This window comes from Nostoc sp. (assembly GCF_036919615.1).
Lineage (GTDB): Bacteria > Cyanobacteriota > Cyanobacteriia > Cyanobacteriales > Nostocaceae > Nostoc.
In genome coordinates, this window is record NZ_JBALCN010000091.1 from 50,873 (window position 1) to 67,844 (window position 16,972).

The following is a 16,972-nucleotide window of genomic DNA, read 5'->3' on the forward strand; positions in this document are numbered from 1 at the left end:
GAAGATGAAGAGAGCGATGGCACTATGGGGATTTTGCAGGTGATCGCTTTTTTAACGAACCGCAGAGGACACAGAGAACACAGAGTCAGAAGAGAAGAGGCGATCGCACACTGTAAACGCAAGTAATTTTATTACTATGAGTAATATCAGAGGTTTAATGAATTTATATCGAAACTATAGAAATTCTGCAAGCACTGCAAAGCCTGATTAAAAGGTTATTCATTTCAATCAGGGGTTCCAATATAATAAATCGATAATTGTATATTCAGTTTTTTCTTCTGCTGTTGTAGGATTTATCGAAGATATTTCTTGAATTTTAGCAGTGTAGAATCTTCCTATAGTTAATTCTATTTCTTTATTACTTACCACATTATTATTGGCTTTACCTATATATCTTGTTTTATCTCGAAAAGTTTCTATTTCCAGATTACTTGTATTTTTATTAGCTGCAATTAACTGCCCATTTACGGTATACTCGGCTGGCTCTTCAACTTCCATTTTATTGATAAAATCTATAGTTTGGATTACATTATCAAAGTTTAATACTGCTTTACCACCTTTTTCTGGATTAACTGAACCCCAATCAAAATAAAAATTAGCTTCTGAGTTGATTAAAGTCATCAAAAACTTGCGATATTTAGAAGCTGATCTTCTTTTAAGCTTAAGCAAATATTCTTTTAACATTCCTTTGTCAACAGTATTACTGAACTTTACAAGTTGAATAAAAGTTTCAGTAACTCTTTCTCCTAATGGTCTTTCAAGAAAGTTTAATTGTTGCGGATGTGGAGCTAAAGCTAATTTTATCCCAAAAGAACCTTGAAAAGTTTCAAACACAGAAAGTTCTGTTTTTTCGATAATTTCTTTTTGAATTCTTCCATTTTCTGAAACTTTTCCTGATTCAGATTGACCAACAGCATCAAATAATTCTTGGAGAGAATTTAAAACAATACCCATTTTTTTTGCTGGTATTTGTTTTTGATGTTCTTGATACAAAAATTTAAATTTTAACGTTAAAATTTCCCGTTTTTTTTCTATTGCTATATCTCTAGAATTTCTAACTACATTAATGATTTCTGATAATGGTCTTTGTTCAAAAAATTCTAGAGTTTTAAAAACTTCATATATACGGTCATAAAAATCGGGAAGCTCAGTATCTAAAGGCAATAAAATAGAAAATTTCTTATTATTTTTTCTTTTTGCATAAATAGATGCCCTACTATCAATTTTTTCTTCTTCCTCCCAGCCATTAGTGACAAGATATTCAATAACAGAACTTGGTTCTATTGAGTCTAATGCAGTAAGATATCCTTTAGCTAAATTCATAACTCCTCTCTCCGCGCTATTTTGCTCATAATCGAAGTAAGAGCAAATGGAGTCAATATATTTTCACGGGGTATATCTATTGTAATTTTAGTAGTATTTTCAGTTTTTGGTCTTCCTTTAAGAGAAATCCAGTATCCACATCTTTTCATTAGGGTTTCTTGTTCAGATATGTTTATCCATCCATTAATATCAGTAGGAACTAAAACAACAATTAATAGCTGGGGTGTTAATGGTTTCTCATGCCTTAATTTATGATAATTTTTAACTTCGAGAGGAAATTTAATATAATTACTATGGAAAACATCTTGGGAAGAAGTACATTTTACTTGTGCATCAAATTTAGGAAATAATATTTCACCTATTTCTCCAGGAACTTCAATAGTTATATCAACTCCAGCATTATCCATAGCTCTTTGCTTATTTTCAACTGAATATCCCGCAACCGAAGCAACTGCTCGAATATAGGCATAACTAAATTCTTCTTTTTGTGTATTCCTATCCATTGATAACGTCATATTTAATACATTTAATTTTCACAAACTCTACCTTAACCTATTTGTATAAAGTTTTAAAAGCCTTAGTATTGTAAATTTTTTCATACTTACACCAGCCAAAAAACTATTTAATATCCAAAGTTTTACCAACAAAAAAACTTGCCACAGAAGCATCACACCCCCAAGGCAAGCTAACTCTCTAATTCTTTTCTTACTCCGCGCTCTCTGCGCCTCTACGGTTCGTTAAAGTTGCTTCACTTCCGAAACCAACTTCGCCACCATATCCTTCGCACTACCAAAAAGCATCGTCGTTTTATCTTTGTAGAACAACTCATTTTCTACACCGGCAAAACCCGTACTCATCCCGCGCTTAATTACAATTGTTTGCTTCGCTCGATCTACTTCCAAAATTGGCATACCATAAATCGGGCTATTTGTATCACTCCGCGCCGCCGGATTGACCACATCATTTGCCCCAATTACTAAAGCTACATCCGCTTGCTCAAATTGGGGATTAATATCTTCCATGTCGTATAACTGCGTATAAGGCACATTTGCCTCCGCCAGTAATACATTCATATGCCCCGGCATTCTCCCAGCAACAGGGTGAATAGCGTACTTGACATCAACGCCCATCCGTTCTAGCTGATCTGACAATTCCCGGACGCTATGTTGCGCTTGGGCAACTGCCATCCCATAACCAGGCACAATTACTACAGAACGGGCATAACCCAACATCATCGCCCCTTCTTCGGGATCGATGCTGCGGACGCTTTGATCAGTTGCACCACCACTAGCAGCAGCACCACCAGAAGTAGATCCTGTCCCAAAAGCGCTGAACAGCACACTAAATAAGGAGCGGTTCATCGCCTTACACATAATCTCGGTGAGGATTAAGCCAGATGCTCCTACCAAAGCCCCAGCGATGATTAACATATTGTTCATCACCACGAACCCCGCCGCCGCCGCCGCCACACCCGACAACGAGTTCAACAGCGAGATTACCACTGGCATATCGCCGCCACCAATGGGGATGACGAACATCACGCCCAGCACTAAGGAAACAGCTACCACTCCTAAGAATATGGGTAAGCTATCTGGTGTAATGATTAAATAGGCACTGCCTACTAAATAAGCACCTAGAAGTAAGAGGTTAAATGGTTGCTGGAAAGGAAATGTAATCGGGGAACCGCTGATTAAACCTTGCAATTTGGCAAAGGCTAGAAAACTACCTGTGAAGGTAATACCACCGATTAACACGTCCAATAGTATGGAAATGTTGACATCTAAGGGTATCGGCTGAGAACTATCTAACAACCGCCAGAATTCGGCAACAGCTACTAATGCCGAAGCCGCACCGCCCAAGCCGTTGAGTAAACCCACCATTTGGGGCATTTCGGTCATTTGGACTTTGTAGGCAACGATCGCCCCAATTCCCGATCCAATCGCCAAGCCCAACAATATCATCTCGTAGTTCAACACATGCTGATCCAGCATTGTCGCTGCGATCGCCAGCAGCATCCCCACAGAGGCAACGAGATTACCGTTCCTTGCTGTAGCAGGTGATCCCAGCTTTTTCAAGCCGAGAATGAATAAGGATGCAGCGACTAAATATGTCAGCTGAATGCCAGTTGGTAAAAAGTCGCTCACGCCTTAATCTCCTTTTTCTTGAACATTTGCAGCATTCTGTCTGTAACTAGGAAGCCACCTATAACGTTGACAGTTGCCAATACCACAGCAATTAAACCGAGAATCACTGACACACTCGTTTCTCTAGCACCTGAAGCTACTATTGCCCCAAGTACCGAAATGCCAGAAATCGCGTTTGAGCCTGACATCAAGGGCGTGTGTAGAGTCGGTGGTATTTTGTTGATGACTTCAAAGCCGATAAAAGATGCCAAAACAAATACAAACAAAGCAGCAAGTAATGCCTCTGTCATGAAATCAAAACTCCTTATGGTATATTTAGCTACTAACCTGCTCCAACGCTGCTCAATGCTTGTAGTGCATCCCGCACTCGTTGATTGCGAATTTCACCAGCGTGGGTAACGCAAGCTGCATCAACGATGTCGTCGCTAAAGTCAACCTGCAAAGCTTTGTCTTTAATTAGCAGTTGCATCAAGGAAGTTACGTTCTTGGCATACAATTGGCTGGCATGAATTGGCATCGATGATGGGAGATTGATCGGGCCGATAATTGTCACGCCGTTCCATACAATATCTTTACCGGGTTCGGTGCAGGCGCAGTTACCACCCTGATCAGCAGCTAAATCCACAATCACTGAACCTGGTTTCATTTGTGCCACCATTTCTTCTGTAACTAGCCGTGGTGCTTGTCTCCCAGGAACTTGGGCAGTGGTAATCACCACATCAGAATTTTTGACGTGTTCGGCGACAACTTCTTGGGTACGTTGTTTGCTAGCCTCAGAAATTTCCTTGGCGTAACCACCTGCGGCGACGGTTTCTTCCTCTAATTTGACTTCAACAAATTTTGCCCCTAAGCTTTGCACTTCTTCTTTAACGGCGGGACGAATATCAAAGGCTTCTACCACTGCTCCCAAACGTCTAGCAGTGGCGATCGCTTGCAATCCGGCAACACCAGCGCCCATAATAAATACTTTCGCTGGAGCGATCGTGCCTGCGGCTGTGGTTAACATCGGAAAATATTTCGGTAATGCCGCTGCGGCAATTAATACTGCCTTATAACCTGCTAATGAAGCTTGCGAGGACAAAGCATCCATACTTTGCGCCCTGGTAGTACGGGGAATCATTTCCATACTCAAGGCTGTGACTTTCCGATTTGCTAGTTGCTGCGCCACAACAGGATTTCCTAAAGGATTGAGGAAACTGAGTAATACAGCCCCTTCCTTTAACAAGTCAATTTCTGAGCGTCCATCTTCTCGCTCTTGCGGTGGGCTGACTTTCAGCAGAATATCTGTTTCGCCCCATAATTTGGCAGTATCGCTGATTATTGTGGCTCCTGCTGCTTCATAGTCAGAATCATTGAAAAAAGATCGCTCTCCTGCACCCGCTTCTACCCAGACTTCCAAACCTTGTTTTACCAATCGAGCAACGGTGTCAGGAATTAATGCCACACGACGTTCACAAACTTCAATTTCTTTAGCAACTGCTATTCTCATGAAATCTCCTGAAGATAAATACCTAATCTTTACCAAGTAAGCGATTGTCTAGATGAGGGATATCCCGCACTCTATAGTACTTAGGCAGGAACATCAGCTATGACTTTTACTTGTAGATTGAACCTTGAAACTTTCCTCTCCCACTCTTAGCTGTCCAGGCAAAGCCTGACTTTGCCGCTCGCAGATGTCATATTTTCAGATAGTTGCAAACAGGGTTACGTATTGCACATCCTAGATTGATTCCCAAATTTTGCATCTTTATCTTCAGCTTATTTTCGGGATTGAGAAATTTTGGTATTCCTTTCTTATAGAGTAATATTGACCCAATTTTGAAAGCTTTATAATTTCCAAATCAAATTTTAATGATTACGACTTTGATTCAACTCATTTTAATCAATTTAGCCCAAGTTAACTGGCGATCGCTGATGGTACGCCTCAATTTTTATCACAAAATTATCAAATTTAGATACACTTATACATATTTGGAAACACAATCCAATCCTGACTGTGTTTCTATTTAGTTCAAAATTTGACCAACCAAGTCATCAAATCAGCACTCTGTAAGGGTAATGAAATAAATCGAATATATGTCAAATTTATAACTAAGTAATTTTTCTGTCGCCCAAACCTCAGGGAGGATGGCACTTTTCGTTGTTACTGAACGTCAATTGTCAGGAAGTGAGTAGTAAACTTTAGTAACGAATACTAACACACGGTTATTTAGATAACAGATTTATATTTTGGTAGAGGAAGCCTAATTATGCGACGTTTACTTTCCGCTTTAGCCGTGACTAGCTGTTTAGTGACTGGATTTCCAGCCCTGACTTGGGCAGATAGCTTACCAGGATTTACGTTGTTTAGCGGCGTCAAAAGCGAAAATCAACTGCCTTATCGGTTAGATTTTGGTGGACAAGCTAATGGTTGGGATCGATACATATTGAGGATTCCAGCCAAAAGAATGAAATTGGCAGTTGGTCAATTTGCCATTACCTACCCTAATTATTACAAAGGAACTTTTGACCAGAAAAAAATTGAAGTCCGAGTTAAAGGCAAAGCAGTTCCGCTTTCTGAGGTGAAGTGGGACAAAGAAGGTAAGCTAATTAATATTTTTCCCCAAGACCCGGTGCCAGCAGGTAGCGCAGTTGAGGTAGTCTTATCTAACGTGAAAAACCCAGCCTTCGGCGGAGTTTACTATTTTAACTGTCAAGTGCTCTCTCCTGGCGATGTCCCACTATTGCGCTATATGGGAACATGGATTTTGAGCATTACTTAAGTATCGGGAGTAGGGAGTAAGAATTTTAGATTTTAGACTTTCCTGCGGAACGCTACGCGTAGCTTGCTTCTTTGTTCGCGGAGCGTCTGTCTGCGACACGCTGCGCGAACGTAGAGAAAGAGTACGGCTACGCCCTTCGACGCCGCTCAGGCTAAACTCAGTCGAACGATTTTGGATTAAAGAATTGAAATTTAATCCAATCATCCGCTCGATAGCGAGTAGGAGAGCGAGTCCGCTAGCGTCTGACTCGCTAATGCTACGCTATTGTCAATCCAAAATTGAATTGCCTAATCCCCAATTCCCTAATAAAGTGATACAATTAGAGATTGTGAGTTTTTTATAAAAATCACCTAAGAGGAGAACAGTATGAAAAGAACATTGGGCGGTACTAGCCGTAAGAGAAAAAGAACCTCTGGTTTTCGCGCCAGAATGCGGACACCAGACGGCAGAAATGTGATTAGCGCTAGGAGAAGAAAAGGGCGTCACCGTCTGAGCGTTTAGAGTAGATCAAGCTAAAAGAGCATCTGTGGCTTTGCCCAAAGCAAATCGGTTAAAATCCCGAAGGGATTTCCAGGCAGTCTTCCGGGAAGGGATTCGGCGTCATGGCTCTTATTTAACATTGAGAGCCTTAAAGCCGTTATGTTCAACAAAACCTTCTTTGAACACTGCCACCCAGACTACACAAGCAACTGACTCAGCACATCTTGCCAGCACCCGGATTGGCATTTCCATAAGTACAAAAGTCAGCAAAAGGGCGGTAGTTCGCAACCGAATCAAACGGCAAATTATTGCTGCTTTGCACAACTTGTTGCCCAAATTATCACCAGGATGGCGGCTAGTATTTATTGTCAAACCCACAGCAGCAGAATCCAAGTGCGTAAGCCCACAATTTCTGCAAGAATTAGAGCAGTTGTTGGCACAAGCTGAGGTGTTAGATGGGAATTCGTGAAGACGTATATTATGAAGGTGGCCCCCATATTGGGGATTTAATTATCAACCTGCTGATTGGGCTAACCATTGTAGGGATACCATTAACAGTCGGGGCAATTGTCAGGGCATTGTGGCTGCGTTTCCGCATTACCGATCGCCGAATTACCGTGACGGGAGGTTGGCAGGGGCGCGATCGCACTGACATAATTTACTCAGAAATTGTCAAAGTCGTCACAATCCCCCGTGGCATTGGCTTATGGGGAGATATGGTGCTAACCCTAAAAAATGGGAGTCGTCTCGAATTGCGTGCAATTCCCAAATTTCGGGAAGTCTATGATTATATTAACGAAAGAATTGCTGCGAAAAATCCCGAATATAGCGCCGCTGCCAACAAGTGATGGGAGCAGGGGGAGATGAGGGAGATGAGGGAGATGAACCAATACACCATGCTCAATGCCCGATACTCTATTGGAATGTGCGGCTATCCGTAGTGAAGGATAGTCGCCGACAAATCATGATTTAGATAAATTAGATTCAGTCAGTTTACAGTACCTCAGGTTGAATTCAGAATAATGGATTTTGGTATCGGCTTTCTCTCGAACAACGTGATGCTGCCAATCATAGATTTTTTCTATGGTATTGTGCCTAGCTACGGATTAGCGATCGTTGCTTTGACACTGATAGTCCGCTTTGCGCTCTATCCCCTGAGTGCTGGCTCAATTCGCAACATGCGGAAAATGCGAATTGTACAACCTCTAATGCAAAAGCGGATGGCAGAAATCAAAGAGCGCTATAAGGATGAACCGCAAAAGCAGCAGGAAGAAATGGTCAATGTCCAAAAAGAATTTGGCAACCCATTGGCAGGCTGTTTTCCACTACTAGTGCAAATGCCAGTCTTGTTAGCGCTGTTCGCCACTTTGCGGGGTTCGCCTTTTGCAAGTGCAAACTACAGCGTTAACCTGCAAATCTTTCCCGCAGAACAAATCGAACAAATTCAACCGCAAGCCTTTGCTACTGCTCCTCAAAATATTTACGTTGCGGATGGGGAACACGTTAAAGTAGCTGCAATCCTTCCCAGTGGTAACAAACTAACGGTGGGAGAACAAACTAAGATCCAATATCAGACTATTCAGGGCAAACCATTTCAGGTGCTCTTAGCAGAACACCCAGAAAATAAGCTGATTCCTGATTGGAAAATCACCAAAGGGGAAGATAGGATAAAAATTGATGCCCAGGGCAATGTAGAAGCCTTGCAACCCGGAGAAGTTAGCATTCAAGGAACAATTCCTGGACTAGCAGCAGAAAAAGGCTTTCTATTCATTGATGCTTTAGGCAGAGTTGGCGCAACTGATCCAGATGGCACAATCCACTGGGATATCGTCGCCATGATTGTCTTCTTTGGGATCAGCCTTTATGTTAGCCAAATGCTGTCCGGGCAAAATTCCAGCGGTGGCAATCCGCAGCAGGATACAGTTAACAAAATCACCCCAGTCATTTTTTCTGGGATGTTTTTGTTCTTCCCTCTACCAGCTGGGGTGCTGATGTATATGGTGATTGGTAATATTTTCCAAACCGCACAAACTTATCTTCTCTCCCGCGAACCTCTATCAGAAGAACTGCAAAAAATCGTAGAAACCCAGGAGAAAGAAGCAGTAGTCACAGAACAAAAGGCATTGCCATTTGAACCGAAAAGTTCTAAGAAAAAGGCGACAGGGGGATCATGAGCAACATTCTGATGCAGCGAGGTCAGCAGTGGTTAAAAACACTGCTGGAACTCACTGGAATACCAGCTGAGATTCAGGGTCATTTAGAAACTGCCCAATCTCAAGACAGCGATTCCCCAGAACCAGATAACTACTGGTTGACAATTGAGCAAACCAACTTGACGTCAGAACAAATCCAGGTATTAATTGGTGCCGATGGTTCTGTGCTAGATGCGATTCAGTATCTAGCAAATTCGGTTTTAAACCTAAGCCAACTCCCTGAGGAACAAGCCTCTTACACTATTGAGTTGAATGGCTACCGGGTCAAAAGAGAAGCCGAAATTCGCGCATTAGCAGAAGCAGCAGCCGATGAAGTGCGCTTTTCTGGTAGAGAAGTGGAAATCAAATCCCTTAGTTCTGCTGAACGGCGTCAAGTTCATACCTTTTTGAAGGAATTTGGAGATTTGGAAACTTTCAGTCGTGGTAAAGAGCCGCAACGTCATTTGGTTGTCCGTCCAGCTTCGTTGGAAGAAGTTAGGAGTTAAGAGTCGTTCAATTTTGGATTTTAGATTTTAGATTTTTATTCAATCCAAAATCCAAGTTGCGCTTCCAGCGCACCAAAGGTGCGACCAAAATCTAAAATTGGTAAAGTTTGGAGTTAATTGAAAACTCATAACCATATAATTTCAAAATTTCTCTTGTTCCTAAGAGATAGAATAAAGATGCAACATCAGTATAATTACTGATAAAGAAGATAAATTTTCGTGAGGATGTCTCACAAATCCTATGGACGCAATTTATATTCCGCAGCTAACCCAAGCCCCGGAGCGGACAGAGGAAGTTCAGGTTAAGGAATTTCTGCCTGGTCTGGAAACCTTGACACCAGTTCGCGGTTATGTGCGCGTGCAGCATCATGGCAATTACTTGGAAGTGTCCGGTCAGGCAGAAACAATTATTACTTGTACTTGCAACCGCTGTTTGCAGCAATACAATCGACGTTTAGGGCTTGATACGAAAGAAATCATCTGGTTAGACGAAACTGCAAATCAGCTAAATGACTTGCCTTTAGAAAGGGAAGTGGTTATGGAAGATTTGCTTGAAACTCTACCGCCTGATGGTTATTTTTATGCCAACGAATGGCTGTATGAGCAGATGTGCTTGGCAATACCTCAGCGCCAGTTATGCGATCGCAATTGTCCAGGTATTTCTGTAAGTAGTACTGTTGATAGTTCTGATAGTCCTGAAACTCCAGTTGATAATCGTTGGGCTTCTCTGGAAGCACTGAAAAAGCAACTTCCGGGACAGTAAGGTGCGTTACGCCGCATCACTTGTTCACTTTAAGTCTTACAACTTATGCAGTAGTTTACTAGGCTAATCTATGACATTTCCATAGAAACCCGGCTTCTCTAAGAGACCGGGTTTCTTCGGTTTTACTTGGAAAAATAAGTGAAATTGCCAATAATAGAATTAACTAAATCAATAAATAATACAAAATGTTTATCAAGAAGCTACAAGTATTTAACTATAAGTCATATCTCGACTCTGTCCTAATGGAATTTTCACCAGGTGTTAATATTATTGTTGGGCGAAATAATGCAGGAAAAACATCTTTACTTGAGATACTAAAGCTAGATTTTGAAAATCATCCTCACAGAAGTTTAAAGACTTTACCAAATAAGCTTTCGAGTATACAAGAAGAATCGAAAATAGAAATTACTTTGCATATTGAAAAAGAAGAGTTACGAAGTTTTATCAAAAGTTTATCTTTTGTTGGAATTCCTAGAGCAGCAACTAAAAACTATTATTTTTTTGCTGAGAAATATGAAGATAATCCAAGTGACTATTATGATCAATATATGAGCGCTATTGACGAATCTGTGAGATATGCTGTTAGAAAATTTAAAGATTTTTTAGAAAATCCTGATTTTATACAGACAAGTTTATCTTTGCAGCCTAATATGAAAATGGATAAGAAAAGTTTAATAAAATTACTTAATTTTGAAACATATAAACAAGCTTTTAAGAAAGTCTTTTATAAAATTAAATCTGATGATAGTGACAATATAATTCTTGAAGAGACTACTTATTCGGATGATGACGGCATTGTGGAAGAACCTTTTGTTAATTATAGTGGAAAAAGTCAAGAAAGTATAGGTTACAAATTATTTGAGAAATTTCAAAATAGTATTTATAGATTTCAGGCTGAACGTCTAAATATTGGAATTTGCAAATATGAAAATAAAGCTGATATAAACCTAAAATCAAATGCTTCTAATCTTGCGGAAGTACTCTTTATATTGCAGGGTAAAATTCCCGGAATGTTTGCTCAGTTCAATAAATTAGTTTCAGATATTTTACCGGAAATAAAATGGGTATCTGTTGTAATGAGAGATGATACAAATGTTGAAATCCTGGTTTGGAATACAGATAATCTTCACAGAAATGATTTATCACTTCCTCTTTCATCCTGTGGAAGTGGAGTTAGTCAAGTACTAGCCATTTTGTATATTCTAGTTTCTTCTGAAGAACATAGAACATTGATTATTGATGAACCACAATCTTTTTTACATCCAGGCGCAGCTAAAAAATTTATAGAAACTATTAAACAATTTCCGCAGCACCAATATTTTATTGCCACTCATTCGCCAGAAATTATCGCATCTGCGAATCCATCTACTATTATCAAGCTTCAATATCAAGATTGTGAAACAACTACATCAGTAATAAATCCAAAAGAGATAGAGTCACAAAACGAAATTTTAGCTGAACTTGGAGTCAGGTTATCCGACGTTTTCGGTGCTGATAGTATTCTTTGGGTGGAAGGACAAACTGAGGAGATATGTTTTCCACTGATATTGGAGAAAGTTGCAAGAACAACATTAATGGGTATTAAAATTTTATCTGTCAATAGCACTGATGCTCTTTTGGATGGAAAACGGTCTGACCTTGTTTTTGATATTTATAAAAAACTCACAACGAGAGCAACTCTATTTCCACCAGCCATTGGATTTATATTTGATAGAGAAAGTAAGACAGAAACAAAGATTCAAGAACTAAAAAAGAGAGGTGTGACTTTTTTACGCCTACCCATGTATGAAAATTATCTACTTTATTCTGAAGTTATATCAGTGGTAATTAATGAAGAAGCTACATGGCTAGAAACACCTATCAGTATTACTCAAGTTCAGGAATATCTTGACAAAATTAAACAGGAAAAATCCTATCTGCTTCAAGGTGGAAAAAGAGAAGAAGTTTCAGAGAATAATTGGTTATCTAAGATTCACGGTGCAAATATACTTTCAAGTTTATTTAAAGAATTATGTGAGAATAAATTGGAATTTAGAAAGACTAAACACTCTAAAAAGCTTACAGAATGGCTAGTTGAGAATCAACCTAATTTTTTGTCTGAACTGGCTCAAGAATTAGAAAATTCCTTAAATAAAACTCAGTAGTTATTTTTATACTAATTATTTAATCATGATCACCACAAAAGAGCGATCGCTCACCCTTGAGGAATATCTCACATACAGCGATCGCACCGGCAACCGCTATGAACTTGGTAGATGTTGGTTTTTTAGTTGTTAGAAGCGATACAAACCAGAACAATGAGAGAATAACTAATAACCACAGCCACATATGAACTTCCGTGACGAGTTTAAACTGCTGCTACGCGCCCGCTACCCTTTGATTTATATTCCCACCTATGAGGAAGAGCGGGTAGAAGCAGCTATCCGGGAAGAAGCAACCAACCAAGGTAATCGCCCAGTGTATACTTGGGATTTTGTCGATGGCTACCAGGGAAATCCCAATGATGTTGGGTTTGGGCGACGTAACCCGTTGCAAGCTTTGGAATTCATCGAAAAATTACCAGCCTCTGCGCCAGCAGTTTTGATTCTCCGAGACTATCATCGCTTTTTAGATGATGTAGCGATCGCCCGCAAACTCCGCAACCTGTCCCGACTCCTGAAGTCGCAACCAAAAAATCTTGTATTATTGTCGCCGCGTATCGCCATCCCTGACGACTTAACTGAAGTGCTGACAGTCGTCGAGTTTCCCTTACCCGCCGCTCCAGAAATTAAAACTGAGGTAGAACGCTTACTGCAAAGTACTAGTAACTCCCTTTCTGGCAAAGTTTTAGATGATTTAGTGCGCTCTTGTCAAGGACTTTCGATGGAACGGATTCGCCGGGTTTTGGCAAAAGCGATCGCTACCCACGGTGAATTGCAACCAGAAGACGTGGATCTGGTTTTGGAGGAAAAGCGTCAAACTATCCGCCAAACCCAAATCCTGGACTTCTACCCCGCCACTGAGCAAATTTCTGATATTGGCGGACTGGATAACCTTAAAGACTGGCTGATCCGCCGGGGAGGTTCATTTACTGATAAGGCGCGACAGTACGGATTACCGCACCCCCGTGGTTTAATGTTGGTGGGTATTCAGGGAACTGGTAAATCGTTAACGGCAAAAGCGATCGCTCATCACTGGCATTTACCCTTGCTACGTTTGGATGTGGGAAGGTTATTTGGTGGTTTGGTGGGTGAATCAGAATCTCGGACTCGCCAAATGATTCAAGTGGCTGAAGCCCTCGCTCCCTGTATTTTGTGGATTGATGAAATAGATAAAGCCTTTGCCGGAATTGGTAGCAAAGGTGATGCCGGAACAGCCAGCCGTGTGTTTGGCAGTTTTATTAACTGGCTAGCCGAAAAAACCTCACCCGTGTTTGTCGTCGCCACCGCCAACGACATCCAAGCTTTACCGCCGGAAATGCTCCGTAAGGGGCGATTTGATGAAATTTTCTTTGTGGGATTGCCCACCCAAGAAGAGAGAAAAGCAATTTATGATGTTCATTTGTCCCGATTGCGCCCACATAACTTAAAAAGTTATGACATCGACAGGCTAGCATATGAAACGCCTGATTTTTCTGGGGCAGAGATTGAGCAAACTTTAATTGAAGCGATGCATATTGGATTTAGCCAAAACCGCGACTTTGCTACCGACGATATTTTAGAAGCAGCCAGTCAGATCATACCCTTGGCGCGAACTGCTGTAGAGCAAATTCAGCAACTCCAAGAATGGGCTGCTGCTGGGAGAGCGCGTTTAGCATCTAAACACAGTCCTTTGAGCGAACGCCTCCGGCGCACTACGTGAACGCATTCAGTAGTAGCTACAATAATCAGTTAGTCAAAAGTCCATAGTTAATAGTTAATGATGAATTATTATGGACTATTGATTCTTATCCACATGGGTTACTTGCTTCTCTACTTGTAACTCTTGAGAGCCAGTTCAACGCCACTCCCTTCAACGGGGAGGCAGCGCGATCTTCTCCCACTCGTAAGAGGCTAGCGCCAACGCGGAGCGTCTGGTAGAGAGGGGATTCCCCCATGAGCGACTGCCGTGGGAAAATACGCATGTGACTGGCTTCCCTTGAGAGCCACTTGCTCTACTTGGGGGAAACCCCAAACGCTTGCGGATTCGTTCTAAGCGAAGCCATGCCGCAGGCTTTACACTACGCTAGCGCAAATCTAAAATCCAAAATTGTTTGACTCTTAATAATCAGGTTTTAACTATGTTGTCTGGCTTCACAAAGTTTATACTTGGGTTTTTCTTAGCGATCGCTGTGTTAGTTGGTGGCGGTGTTGCAGTTGCACTCTATTTCATGAATCGCACTGGACTAGCCCCTGCCAAACCCGTTTTTTCCAACGATAGCCCCTCGGTGAAAGCCCAAGCTCCAAAAGCAACTGAGCCTGGAGGAGGTAAACCCAGCCTTAAACCTGGGACTCAGACTAAATCGTCTTCAAGCTCAACTTCTACTTCTACAGAATCACCAAAGGCTACACCATCACCAAAACCATTGCCATCGGGAGCTTACCGAGGGCGTGTTAATTGGGCTGAAGGCTTGAGTTTGCGATCACAACCAAATCAAGAAGCTGAAAAGATTGGTGGGGTTGGCTTTAATCAAAAAATTATTATCTTGTCAGAAAGCGAGGATAAAGCCTGGCAAAAGATCCGTTTGGAAGGTAGCGAACAAGAAGGTTGGGTAAAAGCAGGTAATACTGAAAAAGTTAATGAACAATAGCTTAAAAAATCAGAAAATCAAATGTGTTTACTCAATAATTTTTTCTGGGTCTAATTGAGATTGCTTTTCCAAAAAAGAGGAAGTATGTATTAATGTATCAATTGGAAGCTCAATTTGAAAAGTAGTTCCTTGTCCCTTAGCAGAAATACAATTGAGTCTACCACCATGTGTTTGAACAACGATCTGAAAGCTAATTGATAATCCTAATCCAGTTCCTTGTCCAACTGATTTAGTTGTGAAGAATGGATCATATATTTTATTTTGCATGTCTTCACTGATGCCAGAACCATTATCAAAAATTTGAATATTGACCCAACCGACTTGATGAACAGCTGTTTTAATCCGAATTAAAGGTGTAAAACTGGACGGTAATTTTAAGCTAATTATCTTTTCTTCTAACACATCAATGGCATTTGCAATAATATTGAAAAGTACTTGGTTTAACTGTCCAGGATAGCAATTGATTAGGGGTAAATTACCATATTCTTTAGTTACAATAATTTCGGGTCGATTGTTGGGCGCATAACTAATACGGTTCTGAAGAATCAGCAGTGTCGAATTAAGCCCTTCGTGGATATCCACAGCTTTCAATTGTGCCTCGTCTAGACGAGAGAAGTTACGTAGGGATTCCACAATATGTTTAATCCGCTTGGCTCCAGCTTGCATTGATTCGAGTAGTTTGGGTAAATCTTCTAGCAAAAATGGTAAATCAATAGACTCTACTTTTGCTTGAACCGCAAGCACTGGTTCCGGATAATGTTGCTGATAGATGTTGATTAATTCTAAGAGTTCCCGCAGATAAATTTCTGTATGAAACAGGTTTCCATAAATGAAGTTAGCCGGATTATTAATCTCATGAGCAACTCCCGCTACTATTTGTCCCAAAGACGACATTTTTTCTGCTTGAAGAAATTGCAATTGAGCTTTTTGAAGTGCCAACATAGCTATCTCTAATTCTTCAGACCGAGACTCAGCTAAAGTAGCCAGCGCTTCTTGGTTTTGTAAGGCTTGTTTGAGACGTTCTTCGTTTTCTTTAAGATCAGCTGTTTTGACTAGTTGAACACTCAATTGTTCGTTGAAAAAAGATGTGAGCAACGTCCATCCTAGAAGGAGTAATGTGAATAAGCCAATAATCGCAGCCATCCAATAGGTTGCAGCAGTATCAACTGCGGAAAACTTGACCAATTCGACGACTGAAAAATGGGTAGCCATCATCCCTGTGTAGTGCATTGAGGGAATGGCAACACCCATGATAATTGCACTGCCAATCCTCAAAAAGCTTCCTGTTACCGTACTATTAGCTCTGAGGTTAAACCCTACCCAGAGGGCAGCCAGTGAGATGAGAATAGCGATCGCAATCGAGAGTGCAACCACACTCAAGTCATAAGACATCTTGGCTGGTAAACGAATCGCAGCCATACCGATGTAGTGCATTGCACTAATCCCTACCCCCATAAGGACGCTACCACTCAATAATCGCAAAATACCAAATTCTGGCTGGCTAACTAGGTACAGGGCTAATCCAGAGGCCAAAATTGCAGGTAGCACCGAAATCAAAACTGTCAACCAGTCATAGTTAATGGAAATCGGCAGACTGAACGCCAGCATAGCAATAAAATGCATTGCCCAAATACCGATTCCCATTGCGATCGCTCCCCCTAGCAGCCAGGGCCACCTTTGCTGCGATTTAGCGTCTGTGACTCTTATAGCTAGATCAAGTGTGGTGTAAGCCGTAAGTATGGCAATGGCAACGGAAAATAGGACTAAGCGAATATCGTAGATACCGTGGAGCATGAGGTTGAATATTATCTGCGATTCAATGGAAGACTAAACCCACTATTTGTCTGCGTTGTTCATGCTCCAAACCCAAATAGGTATAGCAAAAATTTTGTCAGGCAAATAGAAAACAAGCCTCCAAAGCTTTACGTTGCTTATTATTCCCTCTACAAAAGCTTGTATTTCATATCAGCGTGCAGAATTTATTGTCAGGAATCATACTAAAAACAAATATAATACAGAGCAAATGGTATAATT

The 16,972-nt window shown here is 40.9% G+C and carries 17 protein-coding genes; 11 read left to right on the forward strand and 6 right to left on the reverse strand.

Going from position 1 to position 16,972, the window contains the following annotated elements:
- Positions 1–228: 228 nt before the first annotated feature.
- The 5 genes from V7K48_RS25515 to V7K48_RS25535 all read right to left on the reverse strand — a co-directional run bounded on the left by V7K48_RS25515 (position 229) and on the right by V7K48_RS25535 (position 4,956).
- On the reverse strand, positions 229–1,323 hold the full coding sequence (locus tag V7K48_RS25515; RefSeq protein ID WP_335076563.1) for a hypothetical protein: 1,095 nt from the start codon (positions 1,321–1,323) through the stop codon (positions 229–231).
- Positions 1,320–1,838 carry a DUF4365 domain-containing protein gene (locus V7K48_RS25520; RefSeq protein WP_335076565.1) on the reverse strand — a complete coding sequence of 173 codons (519 nt, stop codon included), beginning with the start codon at positions 1,836–1,838 and terminating at the stop codon, positions 1,320–1,322. Before V7K48_RS25520 ends, V7K48_RS25515 begins: the two co-directional genes overlap by 4 nt.
- A gap of 222 nt (positions 1,839–2,060) precedes the next feature.
- Positions 2,061–3,467, reverse strand: coding sequence for an NAD(P)(+) transhydrogenase (Re/Si-specific) subunit beta (locus V7K48_RS25525; protein WP_335076567.1), 1,407 nt, complete (start codon positions 3,465–3,467; stop codon positions 2,061–2,063).
- The gene (locus V7K48_RS25530) at positions 3,464–3,757 is read right to left on the reverse strand and encodes an NAD(P) transhydrogenase subunit alpha (RefSeq protein ID WP_273766159.1); all 294 of its coding nucleotides are present in this window, start codon (positions 3,755–3,757) and stop codon (positions 3,464–3,466) included. Before V7K48_RS25530 ends, V7K48_RS25525 begins: the two co-directional genes overlap by 4 nt.
- Before the next feature lie 32 nt (positions 3,758–3,789).
- Positions 3,790–4,956, reverse strand: coding sequence for a Re/Si-specific NAD(P)(+) transhydrogenase subunit alpha (locus V7K48_RS25535; protein WP_335076569.1), 1,167 nt, complete (start codon positions 4,954–4,956; stop codon positions 3,790–3,792).
- A 362-nt stretch (positions 4,957–5,318) separates the two neighbouring features.
- On the opposite strand from V7K48_RS25535, the gene V7K48_RS25540 reads away from it, so the two are divergent.
- The 11 genes from V7K48_RS25540 (at position 5,319) to V7K48_RS25590 (ending at position 14,938) form a co-directional block, all read left to right on the forward strand.
- Positions 5,319–5,477 carry a hypothetical protein gene (locus V7K48_RS25540; RefSeq protein ID WP_334972301.1) on the forward strand — a complete coding sequence of 53 codons (159 nt, stop codon included), beginning with the start codon at positions 5,319–5,321 and terminating at the stop codon, positions 5,475–5,477.
- Positions 5,478–5,716: 239 nt separating this feature from the next.
- Positions 5,717–6,229 (forward strand): DUF2808 domain-containing protein, encoded by a 513-nt coding sequence (locus V7K48_RS25545; protein ID WP_335076571.1) that lies wholly within the window; start codon positions 5,717–5,719, stop codon positions 6,227–6,229.
- Positions 6,230–6,595: 366 nt separating this feature from the next.
- Positions 6,596–6,730, forward strand: coding sequence for a 50S ribosomal protein L34 (rpmH, locus tag V7K48_RS25550; RefSeq protein ID WP_094327629.1), 135 nt, complete (start codon positions 6,596–6,598; stop codon positions 6,728–6,730).
- Positions 6,731–6,755: 25 nt separating this feature from the next.
- Positions 6,756–7,178: a ribonuclease P protein component gene (gene rnpA / locus V7K48_RS25555; protein WP_335076573.1), complete on the forward strand. Its 423-nt coding sequence runs from the start codon at positions 6,756–6,758 to the stop codon at positions 7,176–7,178.
- Positions 7,165–7,557, forward strand: coding sequence for a PH domain-containing protein (locus V7K48_RS25560; protein ID WP_334972296.1), 393 nt, complete (start codon positions 7,165–7,167; stop codon positions 7,555–7,557). Before rnpA ends, V7K48_RS25560 begins: the two co-directional genes overlap by 14 nt.
- Positions 7,558–7,731: 174 nt before the next feature.
- Positions 7,732–8,883 (forward strand): membrane protein insertase YidC, encoded by a 1,152-nt coding sequence (gene yidC, locus V7K48_RS25565; RefSeq protein ID WP_335076575.1) that lies wholly within the window; start codon positions 7,732–7,734, stop codon positions 8,881–8,883.
- Positions 8,880–9,407, forward strand: a complete 528-nt coding sequence (locus V7K48_RS25570) for a Jag family protein (RefSeq protein WP_335076577.1) — start codon at positions 8,880–8,882, stop codon at positions 9,405–9,407. Before yidC ends, V7K48_RS25570 begins: the two co-directional genes overlap by 4 nt.
- Before the next feature lie 241 nt (positions 9,408–9,648).
- Positions 9,649–10,170: a YceD family protein gene (locus V7K48_RS25575; RefSeq protein ID WP_335076579.1), complete on the forward strand. Its 522-nt coding sequence runs from the start codon at positions 9,649–9,651 to the stop codon at positions 10,168–10,170.
- Between the two features lie 185 nt (positions 10,171–10,355).
- Positions 10,356–12,314 (forward strand): AAA family ATPase, encoded by a 1,959-nt coding sequence (locus V7K48_RS25580; protein WP_335076582.1) that lies wholly within the window; start codon positions 10,356–10,358, stop codon positions 12,312–12,314.
- Between the two features lie 184 nt (positions 12,315–12,498).
- Entirely contained in the window at positions 12,499–14,010 is a 1,512-nt protein-coding gene (locus tag V7K48_RS25585) for an AAA family ATPase (protein ID WP_335076584.1), read from the forward strand.
- Between the two features lie 418 nt (positions 14,011–14,428).
- Positions 14,429–14,938 carry an SH3 domain-containing protein gene (locus V7K48_RS25590; RefSeq protein WP_335076586.1) on the forward strand — a complete coding sequence of 170 codons (510 nt, stop codon included), beginning with the start codon at positions 14,429–14,431 and terminating at the stop codon, positions 14,936–14,938.
- 27 nt (positions 14,939–14,965) lie between these two features.
- Here the strand turns inward: V7K48_RS25590 and V7K48_RS25595 are convergent, their stop codons facing one another.
- Positions 14,966–16,732: an MHYT domain-containing protein gene (locus V7K48_RS25595; protein WP_335076588.1), complete on the reverse strand. Its 1,767-nt coding sequence runs from the start codon at positions 16,730–16,732 to the stop codon at positions 14,966–14,968.
- Positions 16,733–16,972 lie beyond the last annotated feature (240 nt).